The 16,076-nt window shown below is 65.6% G+C and carries 14 protein-coding genes and 2 pseudogenes; 13 read left to right on the top strand and 3 right to left on the bottom strand.

Features of this window, described 5'->3' with window-relative positions:
• The first annotated feature begins 14 nt into the window (after positions 1–14).
• Entirely contained in the window at positions 15–3,698 is a 3,684-nt protein-coding gene (gene cobN, locus ACZ1G0_RS13800; protein ID WP_472737467.1) for a cobaltochelatase subunit CobN, read from the top strand.
• On the opposite strand, the gene ACZ1G0_RS13805 is transcribed toward cobN, so the two are convergent.
• Positions 3,695–4,117: a hypothetical protein gene (locus ACZ1G0_RS13805; RefSeq protein WP_472737468.1), complete on the bottom strand. Its 423-nt coding sequence runs from the start codon at positions 4,115–4,117 to the stop codon at positions 3,695–3,697. The genes cobN and ACZ1G0_RS13805 overlap by 4 nt on opposite strands.
• 108 nt (positions 4,118–4,225) lie before the next feature.
• Between ACZ1G0_RS13805 and cobO the strand changes: the two genes are divergently transcribed.
• The 5 genes from cobO (at position 4,226) to ACZ1G0_RS13830 (ending at position 6,600) form a co-directional block, all read left to right on the top strand.
• Positions 4,226–4,834: a cob(I)yrinic acid a,c-diamide adenosyltransferase gene (gene cobO / locus ACZ1G0_RS13810; RefSeq protein WP_472737469.1), complete on the top strand. Its 609-nt coding sequence runs from the start codon at positions 4,226–4,228 to the stop codon at positions 4,832–4,834.
• A 205-nt stretch (positions 4,835–5,039) separates the two neighbouring features.
• Complete coding sequence (locus ACZ1G0_RS13815) at positions 5,040–5,297, top strand: hypothetical protein (RefSeq protein WP_472737470.1); 258 nt, start codon at positions 5,040–5,042, stop codon at positions 5,295–5,297.
• Entirely contained in the window at positions 5,297–5,626 is a 330-nt protein-coding gene (locus tag ACZ1G0_RS13820) for a Lin0512 family protein (RefSeq protein WP_472737471.1), read from the top strand. The genes ACZ1G0_RS13815 and ACZ1G0_RS13820 overlap by 1 nt, the downstream gene beginning before the upstream one ends.
• Entirely contained in the window at positions 5,623–5,976 is a 354-nt protein-coding gene (locus tag ACZ1G0_RS13825; protein WP_472737821.1) for a Lin0512 family protein, read from the top strand. Before ACZ1G0_RS13820 ends, ACZ1G0_RS13825 begins: the two co-directional genes overlap by 4 nt.
• Before the next feature lie 84 nt (positions 5,977–6,060).
• Positions 6,061–6,600: an NADPH-dependent FMN reductase gene (locus ACZ1G0_RS13830; RefSeq protein ID WP_472737472.1), complete on the top strand. Its 540-nt coding sequence runs from the start codon at positions 6,061–6,063 to the stop codon at positions 6,598–6,600.
• On the opposite strand, the pseudogene ACZ1G0_RS13835 reads toward ACZ1G0_RS13830, so the two are convergent.
• Positions 6,597–7,600 (bottom strand): annotated as a pseudogene (locus tag ACZ1G0_RS13835) (NAD(P)/FAD-dependent oxidoreductase). The gene ACZ1G0_RS13830 and the pseudogene ACZ1G0_RS13835 overlap by 4 nt on opposite strands.
• Positions 7,601–7,652: 52 nt before the next feature.
• On the opposite strand from ACZ1G0_RS13835, the gene mnmC2 reads away from it, so the two are divergent.
• Both mnmC2 and ACZ1G0_RS13845 read left to right on the top strand, forming a co-directional pair.
• Positions 7,653–8,330, top strand: a complete 678-nt coding sequence (gene mnmC2 / locus ACZ1G0_RS13840) for a tRNA (5-methylaminomethyl-2-thiouridine)(34)-methyltransferase MnmC2 (protein ID WP_472737473.1) — start codon at positions 7,653–7,655, stop codon at positions 8,328–8,330.
• The gene (locus tag ACZ1G0_RS13845) at positions 8,327–9,190 is read left to right on the top strand and encodes a DMT family transporter (RefSeq protein ID WP_472737474.1); all 864 of its coding nucleotides are present in this window, start codon (positions 8,327–8,329) and stop codon (positions 9,188–9,190) included. Before mnmC2 ends, ACZ1G0_RS13845 begins: the two co-directional genes overlap by 4 nt.
• On the opposite strand, the gene ACZ1G0_RS13850 is transcribed toward ACZ1G0_RS13845, so the two are convergent.
• Positions 9,177–10,940, bottom strand: coding sequence for a lytic transglycosylase domain-containing protein (locus ACZ1G0_RS13850; protein WP_472737475.1), 1,764 nt, complete (start codon positions 10,938–10,940; stop codon positions 9,177–9,179). The genes ACZ1G0_RS13845 and ACZ1G0_RS13850 overlap by 14 nt on opposite strands.
• A 296-nt stretch (positions 10,941–11,236) precedes the next feature.
• Between ACZ1G0_RS13850 and dapA the strand changes: the two genes are divergently transcribed.
• From dapA to ACZ1G0_RS13875, 5 genes and pseudogenes are all read left to right on the top strand, one after another.
• The gene (gene dapA, locus ACZ1G0_RS13855) at positions 11,237–12,109 is read left to right on the top strand and encodes a 4-hydroxy-tetrahydrodipicolinate synthase (RefSeq protein WP_472737476.1); all 873 of its coding nucleotides are present in this window, start codon (positions 11,237–11,239) and stop codon (positions 12,107–12,109) included.
• On the top strand, positions 12,013–13,254 hold the full coding sequence (locus ACZ1G0_RS13860; RefSeq protein ID WP_472737477.1) for an MFS transporter: 1,242 nt from the start codon (positions 12,013–12,015) through the stop codon (positions 13,252–13,254). The genes dapA and ACZ1G0_RS13860 overlap by 97 nt, the downstream gene beginning before the upstream one ends.
• A gap of 32 nt (positions 13,255–13,286) precedes the next feature.
• Complete coding sequence (smpB, locus tag ACZ1G0_RS13865; protein WP_472737478.1) at positions 13,287–13,769, top strand: SsrA-binding protein SmpB; 483 nt, start codon at positions 13,287–13,289, stop codon at positions 13,767–13,769.
• 209 nt (positions 13,770–13,978) lie between these two features.
• Positions 13,979–14,830, top strand: coding sequence for a 3-mercaptopyruvate sulfurtransferase (sseA, locus tag ACZ1G0_RS13870; protein WP_472737479.1), 852 nt, complete (start codon positions 13,979–13,981; stop codon positions 14,828–14,830).
• A 3-nt stretch (positions 14,831–14,833) separates the two neighbouring features.
• Positions 14,834–16,017 (top strand): annotated as a pseudogene (locus ACZ1G0_RS13875) (amino acid aminotransferase).
• The last annotated feature ends 59 nt before the right edge of the window (positions 16,018–16,076 follow it).

Raw genomic sequence — 16,076 nt, forward strand, 5'->3', positions numbered from 1 at the left:
ACGGAATTTGATCCATGCACCTTCTTGCCGCCACACCCGGACAGATTGACGACGGGCAGGAACCGGTCGATCTGGGCCAGACGCCCGCCGACATCGTGGTGATCTCCGCCGCTGATACGGAACTGGCGGCCCTGTCGGCAGCCAATGCGGAGGCACCGGGCTCCCTGCGGCTGGCCAACATGATGCACCTGCGCCACCCGATGAGCGTGGACTTGCATCTGGACCAATGCGCGACCAAAGCCCGGCTGGTCATCGCCCGGGTGCTGGGCGGGCGCGGCTACTGGACCTACGGGGTGGAGCAATACGCGGCCCGGCTGGGTGCGGCCAACATACCCGTGGCCTTTCTGCCCGGCGATGACAAACCGGACCCAGAGCTGCGTGATCTGTCCACGATCGAGCCTGAACACTACGACGCCCTTTGGGCCTATCTGGTCGAAGGCGGGCCGCAGAACGCCGCAAACTTCCTCGCCTACGCCCGCAGTTACCTCGACAAAACCGACCCGCCTCCCGCCGCTCAACCCCTGTTGCGCGCGGGTGTCTATTGGCCCGGCGCAGGTGTCGCCGACCTGGAGGCGGCACAGGCCAATTGGACCGAGGGCGCGCCTGTGGTCCCGATCACCTTCTATCGGGCGCTGGTGCAGGGGGCGGGGCTGAACCCGATCAACCGGCTGGTCAAAGCGCTGTTGCGCAAGGGCCTGAACCCCCTGCCGGTCTTCGTCGCATCCCTCAAGGATCCGGTGTCCGTGGCGACCCTGCACGGCCTGTTCGAGGCCGCGCCGCCGGACGTGATCCTCAACGCCACCTCCTTTGCCGTGGGCACGCCCGAGGCGGCAGGCAACAATCCTCTGTCCGCCGCCCCCGCCAACGGGGCGCCCGTGTTCCAAGTTGTGCTGGCAGGTTCCGGCGAACAGGCGTGGGACGAGGGGCTGTCGGGCCTGTCCGCCCGCGACATCGCCATGAACATCGCCCTGCCCGAGGTGGACGGCCGCGTCCTGACCCGCGCCATCAGCTTCAAGGGTGAGGCCTATTTTGACGAAGCGACCGAGTGCCCCATCGCCACCTATAAGGCGCGCGGCGACCGGATCGCATGGGTGGCCGACCTCGCCGCCAATTGGGCGCGTCTGCGCCGCACTCCGCCCGCCGACCGCAAGGTGGCGCTGATCCTCGCCAACTATCCCAACCGGGACGGACGGCTGGCCAATGGCGTGGGCCTCGACACGCCCGCCGCCACCGTGGCCACCCTGCGCAGTCTGGCAGATGCGGGCTATGCCACGCAGCCCCCCACCGACAGCGACGCCTTGATGGCGCAATTGATGGCGGGGCCGACCAACTGGCTGCCGGATCGCTTCGAGAAGGACGGCGGCGAAATCCTGCCCCTCTCGGTCTACCGGGCCCATTACGACCAGCTGCCCTTCAAGATCCGCCAAGCCATGGAGGACCGCTGGGGCCAACCCGAAGACGACCCCTTCTTCATTGGGTCAAAAATACCCCACCCCGACGCCGGCCAGGGGCACAGCGGTTTCAAGCTGGGCATCCACCGGTTCGGCAATGCCATCGTGGGCCTGCAACCCGCGCGGGGCTACAACATCGACCCGACCGAGACCTACCATGCGCCGGATCTGATCCCGCCGCACAACTACCTCGCCTTCTACTACTGGCTGCGGCACCACTGGGGGGCGGATGCGATTGTCCACATGGGCAAGCACGGCAACCTCGAATGGCTGCCCGGCAAGGCCGTCGCCCTGTCCGAGACGTGCTGGCCCGAGATCACTCTGGGGGCGACACCCCACGTCTACCCCTTCATCGTCAACGACCCCGGCGAGGGGACGCAGGCCAAGCGGCGGGCGGCGGCGGTGATCATCGACCACCTTACCCCGCCCCTGACCCGGGCGGAAACCTACGGCCCCCTGCGCGACCTCGAGGCGCTGGTGGACGAATACTACGAAGCCGCAGGCGTGGATCCCCGCCGCATCGACCACCTGCGCCGGGAAATCCTGTCCCTGACATCGGTGACGGGCATCGACAAGGATGTGGGCATGGACGGGGACGAGGACGGCGATCTGGCCAAGCTGGACGCCTATCTTTGCGAGTTGAAAGAGGCACAGATCCGCGACGGCCTGCATGTGTTCGGCCAATCGCCCGAGGGCGTTCAGATGCGCGATTTGACCATCGCCATGGCCCGGATGCCGCGCGGCGAGGGCGCGTCTCTGCTGCGCGCGATGGCGGCGGACCTGGGGCTGGACTTTGACCCGCTTGACACGGATATGGCCGCCCCTTGGACCGGCGCCCGCCCTGAGGCGCTGGCCCTGACCGATGACACATGGCGGACCCATGGGGACACGGTGGAGCGGCTGGAACTGCTGGCCATCACCCTTTTGGAAGGGGCGCAGGCCCCCGGCCCCGCCACAGCCAACGTCATGGCCGAGATCACCGAGCACATCGCACCCACCCTTGCGGCCTGCGGACCGGCCGAAGGGGCGGGCCTCCTCACCGCCCTGTCAGGGCACTTCGTCGCCCCGGGCGCGTCAGGCGCGCCGACCCGGGGGCGGATGGATGTTCTGCCGACCGGGCGAAACTTCTTTTCCGTCGACAGTCGCGCGGTGCCCACCCCCACGGCTTGGGCCCTTGGATGGAAGTCCGCGAACCTGTTGATCGAGACGCATTTGCAGCGCGAGGGGGACTGGCCCCGCACCATATTGCTGACCGCGTGGGGCACGGCGAACATGCGCACGGGCGGCGACGACATCGCCCAGTGCCTTGCCCTGATGGGATGCAAGCCCAAGTGGGACAGCGCAAACCGCCGGGTCACCGGGTTCGAGGTGCTGCCCCTGTCCGTGCTGGGCCGCCCGCGCGTGGATGTGACCCTGCGGGTATCGGGCTTTTTCCGCGATGCGTTTCCACAGCAAATCGCTCTGGTGGATTCAGCGGCGCGCAAGGTGCAAGGCTTGGACGAGCCTGCGGACATGAACCCCGCCGCCGCACGGGCCGCCAAGGGCGAGGGCACGGCCCGGGTCTATGGGTCAAAGCCGGGCGCATACGGTGCCGGCCTGCAAGCGATGATTGACGAACGCCTTTGGGGCGAGCGGGCTGATCTGGGCGCGGCCTATCTGGAATGGGGGGGCTACGCCTATGGCGCCGGTGCCGAGGGCACCCGCGACCGCGAGGGGTTGGAGCAACGCCTGTCCCAGGCCGAGGCCATCGTTCAGAACCAAGACAACCGCGAGCATGATATCCTAGACAGCGATGACTACTACCAGTTCGAGGGCGGGGCCGCGGCGGCCATCGCATCGCTGCAGGGCCGGGACCGTCCGATTTACCACAACGACCATTCCCGCCCCGAACGCCCCCTGATCCGCACCTTGGACGACGAGATCGGCCGGGTCGTTCGGTCACGGGTGGTGAACCCCAAATGGATCGATGGGGTCAAACGTCATGGCTACAAGGGCGCGTTCGAAATTGCGGCCACTGTGGATTACCTGTTCGCCTTCGCGGCCACCACACGGTCGGTCAAAGGACACCATTTCGATCTGGTGGAAGAGGCATTTCTGGCGGACGAAGCCACCCGCGATTTCATCGCCGCGCACAACGCCCCCGCGCTGGCCGATATCGCGGACCGCTTGGCCGAGGCGATTGACCGGGGCCTTTGGACCCCGCGCAGCAACTCTGCCCGGGAACGGATCGCGGCTCTGGCGCGCTAGAGCGTGGCCCCCTTGCGGAAGGCGCGGCCCGTGCCCCGGCGGGTGCATTCGACATCCAGATCAAACAGGCCGTCGCCCGCGTCTTGGGCCACCAGATCGCAGTTCACCGTCGGCCTGGGGCGATTGGCGATACCGCAGTCAATCTCCACGAACATCAGGGCCACGTCGCCTGCGAAGGTGCCGGGAATCGGAGTGCAGCCTGTGACCTGCTGCGCGGCCTGTAGGGCGGCGCGTTGCAGGGCGTCCGGGTTGGGACGCCAGACGGTGTTGGTGCGGATCATCTCTGCCTCAAGGTCGGAGTGGTTCACGACAAAGGTGAATTCACCCACCTTCGCCTCGCCGCGCGCAGGCAGGTCGGATAACGGATGGGGCGCATTACAGGCCGCTAGAACAAGCGGAAGGAGGAACCAGTGTTTCATCCCCTCACCGTGCCCTTTCATCGTTAACAGCCGGTTAATCCGCCCTTTTCTTTCGCACACGCGCGGGGCACAGTTTGGCCAACGCCAGATCAGCCAAGGGGCAGCACCATGACCGACGACATCGAACGCCACAACGCCAAGATGGCCAAGAAAAAGGCCGCGCGGGACAAGATCATGGCAACCAAGACCGACAAGAAGGGTCTGGTGATCGTCCACACCGGCAAGGGCAAAGGCAAATCCAGCGCCGCCTTTGGGATGATTTTCCGCTGCATCGCCCACGACATGAAATGTGCCGTGGTGCAGTTCATCAAAGGGGGCATGTCCACAGGTGAGCGGGACCTGATCCTTGGCAAATTCCAAGAGACCTGTTCGTTCTATACCATGGGCGAGGGATTCACGTGGGAAACCCAAGACAAAGCGCGCGACATCGAAATGGCGCAGGCCGCATGGGCCAAGGCCAAGGAGCTGATCCGCGACCCCGCGCACAAGATGGTTTTGCTGGACGAGATCAACATCGCCATGCGCTATGACTACATCGACGTGAACGAGGTCGTGGCCTTCCTGCGCGATGAGAAACCCGAGATGACCCATGTTGTCCTGACGGGCCGCAACGCCAAGGACGAGTTGATCGAACTGGCCGATCTGGTGACAGAGATGGAGTTGGTCAAGCACCCCTTCCGCGCGGGCATCAAGGCGCAAATCGGGGTGGAATACTAGGTGTTCATCGGCCACCTGCCCGCCGGGTATCTTCTAACGCGCAGCATGTTCCGCGACGCGCCCCGGGCTGTGATGCTGGCCGGGCTTGTGGGCAGTCTGGCACCGGATCTGGATATGCTCTGGTTTTATCTGGTGGACGGGCAAAGCGTGCACCACCACGACTACCTGACACACCGTCCCATGCTGTGGTTGGCGGGGGTGGCCCTTGGCCACCGGTCTGCGGTCGCCCGCCGGGCTGGCCTTTGCGCTGGCGGGGCTGTTGCACATGGCACTGGACAGCATTGTGGGCCGGGTGGATTGGGGCTGGCCGCTGTTGCATATGCCGATCACCTTGATCGACGTGCCTGCCACACGCAGTCATTGGATCTTGTCCTTCCTGACCCACTGGACCTTTGTGATTGAAATTGTCGTGGTCACAATCGCCGCCACGTTGGCGTGGCGCGCCAACCGACGGAGGGTGTGATGCCCAGACTTCTGACCGAATTCGGCATGGGCACCTCCCTGCGCCGCCAAGACTATACCGAAGCCGCTGTCAGGGCCTTGCGGGATGCGCTGTGGCACAACTCGATCAAACTGGCAGAGCTGTTCGATCAGCCGAAAGAGGCGATGCAGATCACCGCCGAGATCGGTGTGCAACAGCCTGACCGTGTGGACACGACCAAGCTGGCAGAGGTGTTTCCTTATGGTCAGGTCGAGGTGCGCGTGGTCCACGGCGGGCTCGACGTGCCGCGCCCGGACGGCAAGCCGACCGTGATCGCAAACGCCGCGATTTCCGTCGCGCTGGAGGTCTGACCATGCAGCGATTTATCATCGAGATGGGCATGGGCAACGACCAATACGGCAAAGACATGACCAAGGCCGCCGCCCGCGCAATCGAGGACGCCATCCGCCACAGCGCAATCCCCATGTTCGACGCCCTTGGCGTGTCCCACGACAAGATGCGCGTGCAGGTGACTGTTGGCGTACCGGACCCTGCGACCTGTGACACGGACGCGCTGGTGGGCAAGCTGCCCCGGGGCCATGCCACGGTTCGGGCCGTGCAAGGTGGGCTGGCTGTGACCAACCCCGACACGGGCACCGTCACCACGATTGCCACGGCGGCCGTGGAGGCGTTTTTGCCAAAGAACCCGCACAAGTCTTAACCGGCGGAACCCTTTGGCGACTGCGGACTTGTCCCAGCAGGGGTGCGCCCCATGTCTTGGACAAACAGAAACAAAGGACACATTATGTCATATCTTTTGGGTATCTGCGGGTCGCTGCGCGCAGGATCGTTTAATCACAAGCTGCTGAATGTGGCGGCGGCGTCCTACGGCAGGACGTTCCACATGGGCGACCTGCGCCTGCCTTTGTACGACGGTGATCTGGAGAAGTCCGAGGGCATCCCCGCACCCGTGCAAACCCTGTCCGACCAGATCAAGGGCGCAGAGGCGGTGATCATCGCAACGCCCGAGTACAATAAGGCCCTATCCGGTGTCCTGAAGAACGCGCTGGACTGGGTCAGCCGGACCGAGGGCAGCCCCTGGCGTGACAAGCCCGTGGCGATCCTGTCCGCCACGGCCGGGCGCGCGGGCGGGGAACGGGCGCAGTATTCCCTGCGCCTGTGCCTGCAAGCCTTCCGCCCCCACCTTTTGCAGGGCCCCGAAGTCCTGCTGGGAGGCGCGCACAATGAGTTCAACGAGGATGGTACGTTGAAAGCGGAGAGTTATCAAAAGGCTTTGGACGAGCTGATGGGCGAATTGCGCAAGGCCGTGGCGATGCGCGCCTAAAGGTTATCCTCGACCCGGAACCCTTGGGGGATCGCATCGCGGCCCTCAAGGATCAGGTCGGCCATGACCTCGCCGACCTTTGGTGCCATGCCAAAGCCAATCTTGAACCCACCGTTGGCGACATAGGCCCCCTTGTGCACGCCCAACATCGGTGCCCGGGATCGCGCCCGGGGCGCACCCCGGCCCAGCGGGCGATCACGGGGGCATCCTTGATGGCCGGTACAGCGGCGCGGGCCCGGGCGATGATATCATCCAAATGCGCATCGGTGGTGTCGGGGGTGTCGAACTCTCGCTCGGACGTGGACCCAATCGCCAGCGTGCCGTCTGCGTGGGGGATGAAATGCAGGGCATCGGCGTAAAGCTGCGGCTGGTCGCGGGCGTCGAAGTCCAGCAGTGCCGCCTGCCCCTTTACCCCGTTGCCCATGGACCGGGTGTGGTTGGCCGTCATCTCTGCCAGGCCTTGCCAACCTGTCGCCCAGACCACAGCACCTTGATCGGGCGCGTCCGCCACCACCTCCAGCGCCGAGGCAAGGGCCGCACAGGCGCGGCGGGGATGGACCCGCGCCGACAGGGTGTCACGGATAACCCAACCGGTGGGGGCGGCTGGCGACCAATCGCCCTGCGCCCGCTCGACCGACCAGGTATATCGCCCGCTCCATAACGCTTGGGCGCTGCGTGCCCGCTGGTGCGCTAAATCCAAGGTGCGCGCATCGGCGATAGGCTGCACCCGGCCCGTGCGGGCATAGCCCGGATTCATCCCCGTGCGTTCGGCCACATCGGCCCAATACCCTTCGGCCATATCCAGGCTTTCAAACTGAAACTGTTTCTTGGCGTTCCAGTTTTCCGGCGTATGGGGGGCCAGCGCGCCTACGATCCCGCCCGAGGATCCGGCCCCGACGCCGTTGGGATCAACCACGCGCACCTTGGCCCCGCGCCGCTGGCACGCCCATGCCACGGCCAATCCGAACACGCCCGCCCCACGCACCGTCACATCCACCATTGCATCGCGTCCCCGTTTCGCCCAATCGTCTGCCAACGGCATAGAGGACACCATGGCCCCAAACCACCCCCTGACATGGAAGCCCAATGGCACCCCGGTATCGGACCTGTTCGACGACCCCTACTTCAGCCTTGAAGGGGGCCTAAGTGAGACGCGTTTCGTTTTTCTGGGCGGCAACGGCTTGCCCGACCGGTTGGCGGACGGGTTTCACGTGGCGGAACTGGGGTTCGGGACGGGGCTGTCGTTCCTGACCCTGTGGCAGGCTTGGGCGGCCACAGGGCGTGCGGGGCGCATCCATTTCACCAGTTTCGAGGCGTTCCCCCTGTCCCAAAAGGACCTTGCCACCGCCCTGACCGCCTTTCCAGACTTGGCGCAATACGCTGAACAGCTGGTGCAGGTCTGGCCTTGCGTGAAGGCGAACTTTGGCCCGATTACTCTCACCGTGATCCCCGGGGACGCGCGGGACACGGTGCCAGACTGGTGGGGCACGGCGGATGCGTGGTTCCTAGACGGATTCTCCCCCGCCAAAAACCCCGAACTGTGGGAGCCTGCCTTGATCCAAGCCGTGGCCGATCACACCGCCCCGGGTGGCACGGCGGCCACCTACACCGCCGCCGGCCACGTCCGCCGCGCCCTAGAGGACGCGGGGTTTGACGTCACCCGCGCCGAAGGGTTCGGGCGCAAACGGCACATGACCCGGGCCGTCAAACCAGCGGCACCCCAGCCATGACCGACACGCAAAAGGGCATCGCCCTGATGGTCCTGACCACCCTGCTGTTCGCCACCCAAGACGGCGTGTCCCGTCACTTGGCATCCGAATACAACGTCCTGATGGTGGTCATGATCCGCTATTGGTTCTTTGCGGCCTTTGTCATCGCCATCGTGGCGCGCAAACCCGGTGGCCTGCGCAAAGCGGTCGCCACCCGCCAGCCATGGTTGCAAGCCACACGCGGGGTCCTGCTGGCCGCTGAGGTCTGTGTAATGGTGCTGGCCTTTACCTTGCTGGGCCTCGTGGCCAGCCACGCGGTGTTTACCAGCTATCCCCTGTTGGTTGCGGCCCTGTCCGGGATCGTGCTGGGCGAAAAGGTGGGGTGGCGGCGATGGTCTGCCATCATGGTGGGCTGCGTCGGTGTGCTGTTGATCTTGAAACCGGGGTTTGCGGTCTTTTCACCCTACGCCCTGATCGCGCTGGCCGCCGCCCTGATGTTCGCCCTGTACAACTTGATGACCCGCTACGCGGCCCGGCAAGACAGCGCCATGACCTCCTTCTTTTGGACCGGGACCGTGGGGGCCGTGTTCATGACCGCCATCGGCCTTTGGTCGTGGGAGCCTATGGTGGCCGCCGATTGGGCTTGGATGGGGGTGCTATGCGTGCTGGCGGTGTCCGGTCACTTCTGCCTGATCAAATGCTACGAGTTTGCAGAGGCCAGCGCCGTGCAGCCCGTTGCCTATCTGCAATTGGTCTTTGTCACGATCCTCGGCGTCACCCTGTTTGGCGAGACACTGGAATGGAACATCGCCCTGGGCGCGCTGATCGTGATCGGCGCGGGCCTGTTCACCCTGTGGCGGGAGCGTGTCACCGCGACTTGAGTTCGCGCAACAGGCGCGGCGGTTCCGTCCGCCCGGACAAACGTGCACGATAGATGGCCAGCGACTCCGATACACGCATGATGTAGTTGCGGGTCTCGGTGAAGGGGACGTGTTCGATCCAGTCTATGACGTCCACACCCGGTGCGCTTGGGTCGCCCAATTGCTCTGACCAGCGACGCGCCCGGGTGGGGCCCGCGTTGTAGGCCGCGGGCACCAGAACTGCGGATTGGCCGAACTCCGCGTGCAATAGGCCCAGGTACCCGGCCCCAAGCCGCGCGTTGTAGGCCGGGTCGGACAGCAGACGATCGGCGGAATAGGGCAACCCTTCGCGCCCTGCCATTTCACGGGCCGTGGCGGGCATGACCTGCATCAGGCCCCGCGCCCCTGCCGCACTGATCACGCCGGGGTCAAACTCGCTTTCGCGCCGGGCGATGGACAGGATCATCTCGGGCGATGCGGGGGCGTCCATGTTGGCCAGGGCCGGGAGCACGGCGAAATAGCCCTTGTGCAATTCGTGCCCGGCTTGGGCCGCGCGCTTGCCGATCATCACAGCAATGTGGTGTTCGCCCAGCGACAGGACCATGTCGATCAACTGGCCAATCTCGGCGCGGGTCAGGCTTTCGGCGAGGTGCGTCAGAAAGCGTTCGGCCAGCCAGTCTTCCCCCGCCTCGCGCAGGACGATGGCCGCTTGGAACACCGATGACCGTGTGAAGGGCGCGCCGCGCCAATCGGCGAAGGTCTCGCCCCCGGTCAGGCGCGGGTCCGCAGGCAGGCCCGCATGTTCCGCCGCCAACTGCCCGTAGAAACTGGTCTGATAACGCGCCCCGAAGGCAAAGGCGTCGCGGGCGGCGGCAGCACTGCCCGCAGCCTCTTGGGCGCGGCCCAGCCAGTAACCCGCACGACCCAGCGAGATCGGGGTCCCCACGGACGCCTTGAACCGTTCGAAATGGCGAACAGCGGTGGGCGCTTCGCCTCGTTTGCGCAGGGCGATGTAGCCTGCCAGCCATTCCAACTGCGCCGCGTCGCTGGCGTCGGACAGGTGATGGTTGGCGGCCACGCGGTAAGCCTCAGCATCCCGGTCCTCGCGCATCAGACGGCGGGCGAGGGTCAGGCGGTGGGTGGCCCAGATCTCTGGACGGCCAAGGGTCGCGGCGGATCGGCTGGCGGGCAAAAGGATCTCTAGGGCGCCGTCGATCCGCCCCTTGGACAGCCGCCACCGAAACCGCTCATAGGCCAGCGCAGGGCCAGAACTGAGGGCGGCTGGCACCGCTTCGATCAGGGCATCCACGCCATCCTCTTCGGCCCGCAGCGCCAGCCGCGCACGCACGTTCGCCGCATGATCCGCAGGCACCAGATCCAGCATCCGCTGCGCCGAGGCGCGCGCGCCTTGCCACGTCATGGCGTGGATGCGGTCGATGTGATGGGGTGCAAGGGGGGCGGCAAAACGTTCCAGAAACTCTGCCTGATCGTCCGCCGACATGGGCATGGACGTCCATGCGTTCACCATCGTCGCCCGCGCGCCGTCCAGATCCCCCAGTTGCGCCTGGCTTTCCGCAAGCCGCAGGGTGCCCTGTGCGGTGCTGGGGGCGCGGTCGCCAAAGAAAGCCACGACCGTGGCCGGGTCGGTGCCCGGAAGGATGTTCCCCTCTTGCCGGGTGCGCAGCAGGGGCAGGCCGGGCCAATCCCCCGCCGGTTCAAAAAGCGCAAGGTGTCCGAAAACGTGCCTTGGCGGGCCCGCAACAAGGCCCATTCCACCACATCACGGGCCGCCGGATCCTCGAGCCGGGCCTGTGCGGCACGGGCGGCGGCGTAGTCTTCGGCGCGCACCGCCTCTAGCGCCGTGCGCAGATCAGGGTCGGCCTGCACCGCCCCCACACAGACCAACCATGCCACCAGAACCAGACGTATCATTGCGCCACCCGTAATTGCTTGCCTCGACCTGCGACTTAGCACGCCATCCCTGCGGTCACACATCAACTTGTGGACAGCGTCAACTGCGGCTAGTTTCCGCGCGACTCTGACCCCCTTTATCAAAGGAAGCGTATCATGCTCAAAGGCTCTCTCGTTGCACTGATCACGCCGTTCAAAGACGGCCAGGTGGACTTTGATACGCTCAAGAAACTGGTGGACTGGCACGTGGCCGAGGGCACCCATGGTCTTGTCCCCGTGGGGACAACGGGCGAAAGCCCGACGCTGTCCCACGAAGAACACGAGGCAGTGGTCGAGGCCGTCGTCACCGCCGCCGCCGGACGCATCCCCGTGGTCGCCGGGGCCGGGTCGAACAACACCGCCGAAAGCCTGCGTCTGGTGCAACACGCCAAGAACGTCGGCGCCGATGCCGCCCTTGTGGTGACGCCCTACTACAACAAGCCCACGCAAGCTGGCCTGATTGCCCACTACACCGCGCTGGCTGAGGTCGGCCTGCCCATCGTGATCTACAACATCCCCGGTCGGTCCGTGGTCGACATGACGCCCGCCACCATGGGCGCGTTAGCCAAGCTGGACGCCATCATCGGCGTCAAGGATGCCACGGGCGATCTGGCCCGGGTGCCCGCGCAGCGCATGACCTGCGGGGCCGATTTCATTCAACTGTCCGGCGAGGATGGCACCGCCCACGGCTTCAACGCCCAAGGCGGGGTCGGCATGATTTCGGTCACGGCCAATGTCGCGCCCAAACTGTGCGCCCAGATGCAAGAGGCGTGCCTGTCCGGCGACTATGCCACGGCACTTGATCTACAAGACCGACTGATGCCCCTGCACCACGCCATCTTTACGGAGCCGGGCCTGTGCGGGGTCAAAACCGCGATGGAGATGTTGGGGCTATGCGACGCCGAGGTCCGCCTGCCGCTGGTGCCCGTATCCGACGACACCCGCGCCAAGCTGGCCCACGGTCTGCGCCACGCCGGATTGATGAACTGAGCCTGCCCCGGCCCCTGCTCTATTCCCTGTCGGCGGCAAACTTCGTCATCGGGATGGGGGCCTTTGCCACCATCGGCCTGCTGGGCCCCATGGCCCGGGACATGGCGATGTCCCCAGCACAGGCCGGTTGGGTCTTTAGCAGCTACGCCATCGCCTATGCCCTGCTGTCGCCCCTGCTGGTGTCGGCCACGGGGCAGATGGGGCGACGCAGTGTTCTGCTGTTGGGACTGGGGGGCTTTGCGGCCGCGAACCTCGCCTCGGCCCTCGCCCCCACGGCAGAGCTGTTGTTTGCCACCCGCGTCGCGGCGGCGGCCACGGCGGGCCTTGTTACCCCCGTGGCCGCAGCAGTGGTCGCAGGCCTTGCCGCGCCGGACGCACGGGCCAAGTCGCTGGCGGCGGTGTTCTTTGGCCTGACATTGGCCCAAGTCCTTGGCGTCCCCCTTGGCGCTTGGCTGGCCTATTCGTTCGGATGGCGCACCACGTTTGTGACGGTCGCCGTCCTCGCCCTGCCATTTTTGTGGGCCATCGCGACCCGGGTGCCCAAGGGCCTGACCTTCCAACCTGTGCGCCTAACCGACCTCGCCCGCGTACTGCGCAACGGCCCGCTGATGCTGGCGATCCTGTTCACGGCCAGCTTTCTGGGTGCGATCTACATCCCCTATGCCTACCTGAACCCACTGCTGGAAACAGGCATGGGCTTTGGCCGGGATGGGGTGACATGGGTGCTGGCGCTTTACGGGTGCGGGGCCGTGGCAGGCAACCTCGTAGGCGGCTGGATGGCCGACAAGTTCGGCCCGTTCCGTACGCTGCTGACCCTGTCGCTGGGCCAATGCGTGCTGATGATCCCGCTGTCGTTCCTGCCCCTGCCCGTCCCCCTGTTTCTCATGGCACTGATCATCTGGTCTATCGGCGGCTGGTCCTTCATCTCGGGCCAACAGGCGCGGCTGGTCACGCTGGCCGGGCCCGACACCCCGGTGGCCTTTGCTCTGAACGCCGCCGCAATCTACGTAGGCGCGGCGGTGGGCACCTCCGTGGGCGGCATCGTGATCGAGGCGACATCCCTGATGTCCCTCGGCCTTGCGGGATCCTTGGCAGCGCTGCTCCCCGTGGCGCATATCCTGCTGTCCAAACGCCTGTCCGGCTAGACACTGCGCCCCAGCACGCCTATCTGCATCCCATGGCCAAGAAACAGACCCCCGCTGACAAGAACTACAAGGTCGTCGCCGAAAACCGGCGCGCGCGCTACGACTATGCCATCGAGGACGACCTCGAATGCGGCATCATGCTGGTCGGGTCCGAGGTCAAATCCCTGCGCGAAGGCCAAGCCAACATCGCCGAAAGCTACGCAAGTGTGGACGACGGAGAGTTGTGGCTGACCAATGGCTGGATCGGCGGCTACGCCCAGGCCAAGACCTGGGGCCATGACGAGCGGCGCAAGCGCAAGCTGCTGGTGAACAAGCGCGAGCTGGCCAAGCTGTGGAACGCCACCAAACGCGAAGGCTACACCATCGTGCCGTTGGTCATGTACTTCAACCACACCGGCAAGGTGAAGCTGAAGATCGGCGTGGCCAAAGGTAAAAAGAACCACGACAAACGCGAAGCCAGCGCCAAGCGCGACTGGAACCGGCAAAAGTCCCGACTGCTGCGCGAACGCGGCTGACCCTCATTGTTCCTACAATACCCTCGGGGGCGGGCGCAGCCGTGCCACAGGACCACCGTCTGCCATGGGGGCTGGCCCCTTTCGCGCACCGCCAGCCACAGGGACCCCCAAGCATCGCGTGCGGCGCAGCCGCGCCTTTTGGCAACGCCCCTTCCCCCTAGACTCCGCCTGATACGGGGCGTAACACATCGCCCAACAGGAGAGAGCCCATGCAAGACGATCCGCGCACCCTTGTGTCCACCGACTGGCTGGCGGGGCACCTGAACGACCCCGACCTGCGGATCATCGACGCCTCTTGGTACATGCCCGACAGTGGCCGCGACCCCTTGGCCGAATACAACGACGCCCACATCCCCGGGGCGCGTTTCGTGCCCCTGGACGAGGTGTCTGACGCCCGATCCGACCTGCCGCATATGGCACCGCCGGTGGAAAAATTCATTTCTCGCATGCGCAAGTGGGGCATCGGGGACGGGCACCAGGTGGTCGTCTACGACGGCGCGGGCCTGTTCTCTGCGGCGCGCATCTGGTTCCTGTTCAAGCTGTTTGGCAAGCAGGACGTGGCCGTTCTGGACGGAGGCCTGCCCAAGTGGCTGGCCGAAGGACGCCCGACCGAAGACCTGCCGCCCATGACCCGCGACCGCCACATGACCACCCAACGCCAAGCGCACCTGATCAAGGACGTGACCCAAGTGGCCCAGGCCGCCAAGCTGGGCAGCCACCAGATCGTGGACGCCCGCGGCGCGGCACGGTTCCGCGGCGACGTAGCAGAACCGCGCGAAGGCTTGCGCGCGGGCCACATCCCGGGATCCATCAACCTGCCCTTCACGGATGTGCTGGCCGACGATGGCACCCTGTTGCCCACCGCCGCCCTGCGCGACGCCTTTACCAGCGCGGGCGTGGACCTTGACCGCCCCATCATCACAACCTGCGGGTCCGGTGTGACCGCTGCGGTCCTAATGCTGGCCCTTGCCCGTCTGGGCCATGACGCCAACGCCCTCTACGATGGATCGTGGTCCGAATGGGGCATGTATCCCGACCTGAAAATCCAGACCGGAGCCTGATCGATGTTCACCAACCTGCACGAACAACCCGCCGACAAGATCCTCGCCCTGATGGCCGCCTACCGCGCGGACCCGCGCGACACCAAGATCGACCTTGGCGTCGGCGTCTACAAGGACGCCACTGGCCTGACGCCCGTGATGCGCGCCATCAAAAAGGCTGAACAGCAGATCGTGGATACCGAAACCACCAAGGCCTATACCGGGTTGGCGGGGGACCCGGCGTTCTCTGCGACCATGGCAGGGCTGATCCTTGGGGACGGCCATGACGCTGACCGCCTCGCCGCCATCGCCACCCCGGGCGGGACGGGCGCAATCCGGCAGGGCCTCGAGCTGATCCAGCTGGCCGCCCCCGATGCCACGGTCTGGCTGTCCGCGCCCACGTGGCCGAACCACCCGTCGATCATCAAGTACCTCGGCATGGAAATGGCGGAATACCGGTACTTCGACAACGAGACCCGGGCCGTGGATTTCGGCGCCATGATGGCCGACCTGCAGGGCGTGAAGGCGGGCGATATCGTCCTGCTGCACGGCTGCTGCCACAATCCCACAGGCGCGAACCTCAACCTGACCCAATGGGGCGAAGTGGCTGATTTCCTTGTGGACCGCGGCGCGGTGCCCTTTATCGACATCGCCTACCAAGGCTTTGGCGACGGGCTGGAGGAGGACGCCGCAGGCGTGCGCCTGATGGCCGACCGCGTGCCCGAGATGATGATCGCCGCCAGTTGTTCCAAGAACTTCGGCATCTACCGCGAACGCACCGGCTGCCTGATGTCCCTATGCGCCAACACGACGACCAAGCCTGTGACCCAAGGCAACATGAACTTTCTGAACCGCCAAAACTTCAGCTTTCCCCCGATCACGGGGCGCGGATGGTGACGATGATCTTGGGCGACGACGCCCTGCGCGCCGACTGGATGGCAGAGCTGGAGGAGGTGCGTCTGGGCATGCTGGAGCTGCGCCGCCAACTGGCGTCCGAACTGCAGGCGCGCACCGGGTCTGACCGCTTTGGCTTCATCGCGGACCACCGGGGCATGTTCTCTCGCCTCGGGGCCACGCCGGACCAGGTCGCCAAAATGCGCGAGGACAACGGGATCTACATGGTCGGCGACAGCCGCCTGAACATCGCGGGGCTGAACGCCCAAACCGTGCCGATCCTCGCCCAAGCGATTGCAGATGCCGGGGTCTAACCCCTTGCCATAGGGCGTCGTCTGGCTTAGACGGCGCCTGTTGTCCCCATGGGGACCAT

Source organism: Thalassobacter sp. HA4-2, from assembly GCF_055693705.1.

Excerpts from the sequence above, each read along its gene's own strand:
- ACZ1G0_RS13850 (WP_472737475.1), bottom strand. The coding sequence starts at position 10,940 with ATGGGCCTTGTTGCGGGCCCGCCAAGGCACGTTTTCGGACACCTTGCG.
- ACZ1G0_RS13820 (WP_472737471.1), top strand. The coding sequence starts at position 5,297 with ATGCCCAGACTTCTGACCGAATTCGGCATGGGCACCTCCCTGCGCCGC.
- ACZ1G0_RS13845 (WP_472737474.1), top strand. The coding sequence starts at position 8,327 with ATGACCGACACGCAAAAGGGCATCGCCCTGATGGTCCTGACCACCCTG.
- ACZ1G0_RS13830 (WP_472737472.1), top strand. The coding sequence starts at position 6,061 with ATGTCATATCTTTTGGGTATCTGCGGGTCGCTGCGCGCAGGATCGTTT.
- ACZ1G0_RS13860 (WP_472737477.1), top strand. The coding sequence starts at position 12,013 with ATGCGACGCCGAGGTCCGCCTGCCGCTGGTGCCCGTATCCGACGACAC.
- sseA (WP_472737479.1), top strand. The coding sequence starts at position 13,979 with ATGCAAGACGATCCGCGCACCCTTGTGTCCACCGACTGGCTGGCGGGG.
- smpB (WP_472737478.1), top strand. The coding sequence starts at position 13,287 with ATGGCCAAGAAACAGACCCCCGCTGACAAGAACTACAAGGTCGTCGCC.
- cobN (WP_472737467.1), top strand. The coding sequence starts at position 15 with ATGCACCTTCTTGCCGCCACACCCGGACAGATTGACGACGGGCAGGAA.
- dapA (WP_472737476.1), top strand. The coding sequence starts at position 11,237 with ATGCTCAAAGGCTCTCTCGTTGCACTGATCACGCCGTTCAAAGACGGC.
- mnmC2 (WP_472737473.1), top strand. The coding sequence starts at position 7,653 with ATGGCCCCAAACCACCCCCTGACATGGAAGCCCAATGGCACCCCGGTA.
- cobO (WP_472737469.1), top strand. The coding sequence starts at position 4,226 with ATGACCGACGACATCGAACGCCACAACGCCAAGATGGCCAAGAAAAAG.
- ACZ1G0_RS13805 (WP_472737468.1), bottom strand. The coding sequence starts at position 4,117 with ATGAAACACTGGTTCCTCCTTCCGCTTGTTCTAGCGGCCTGTAATGCG.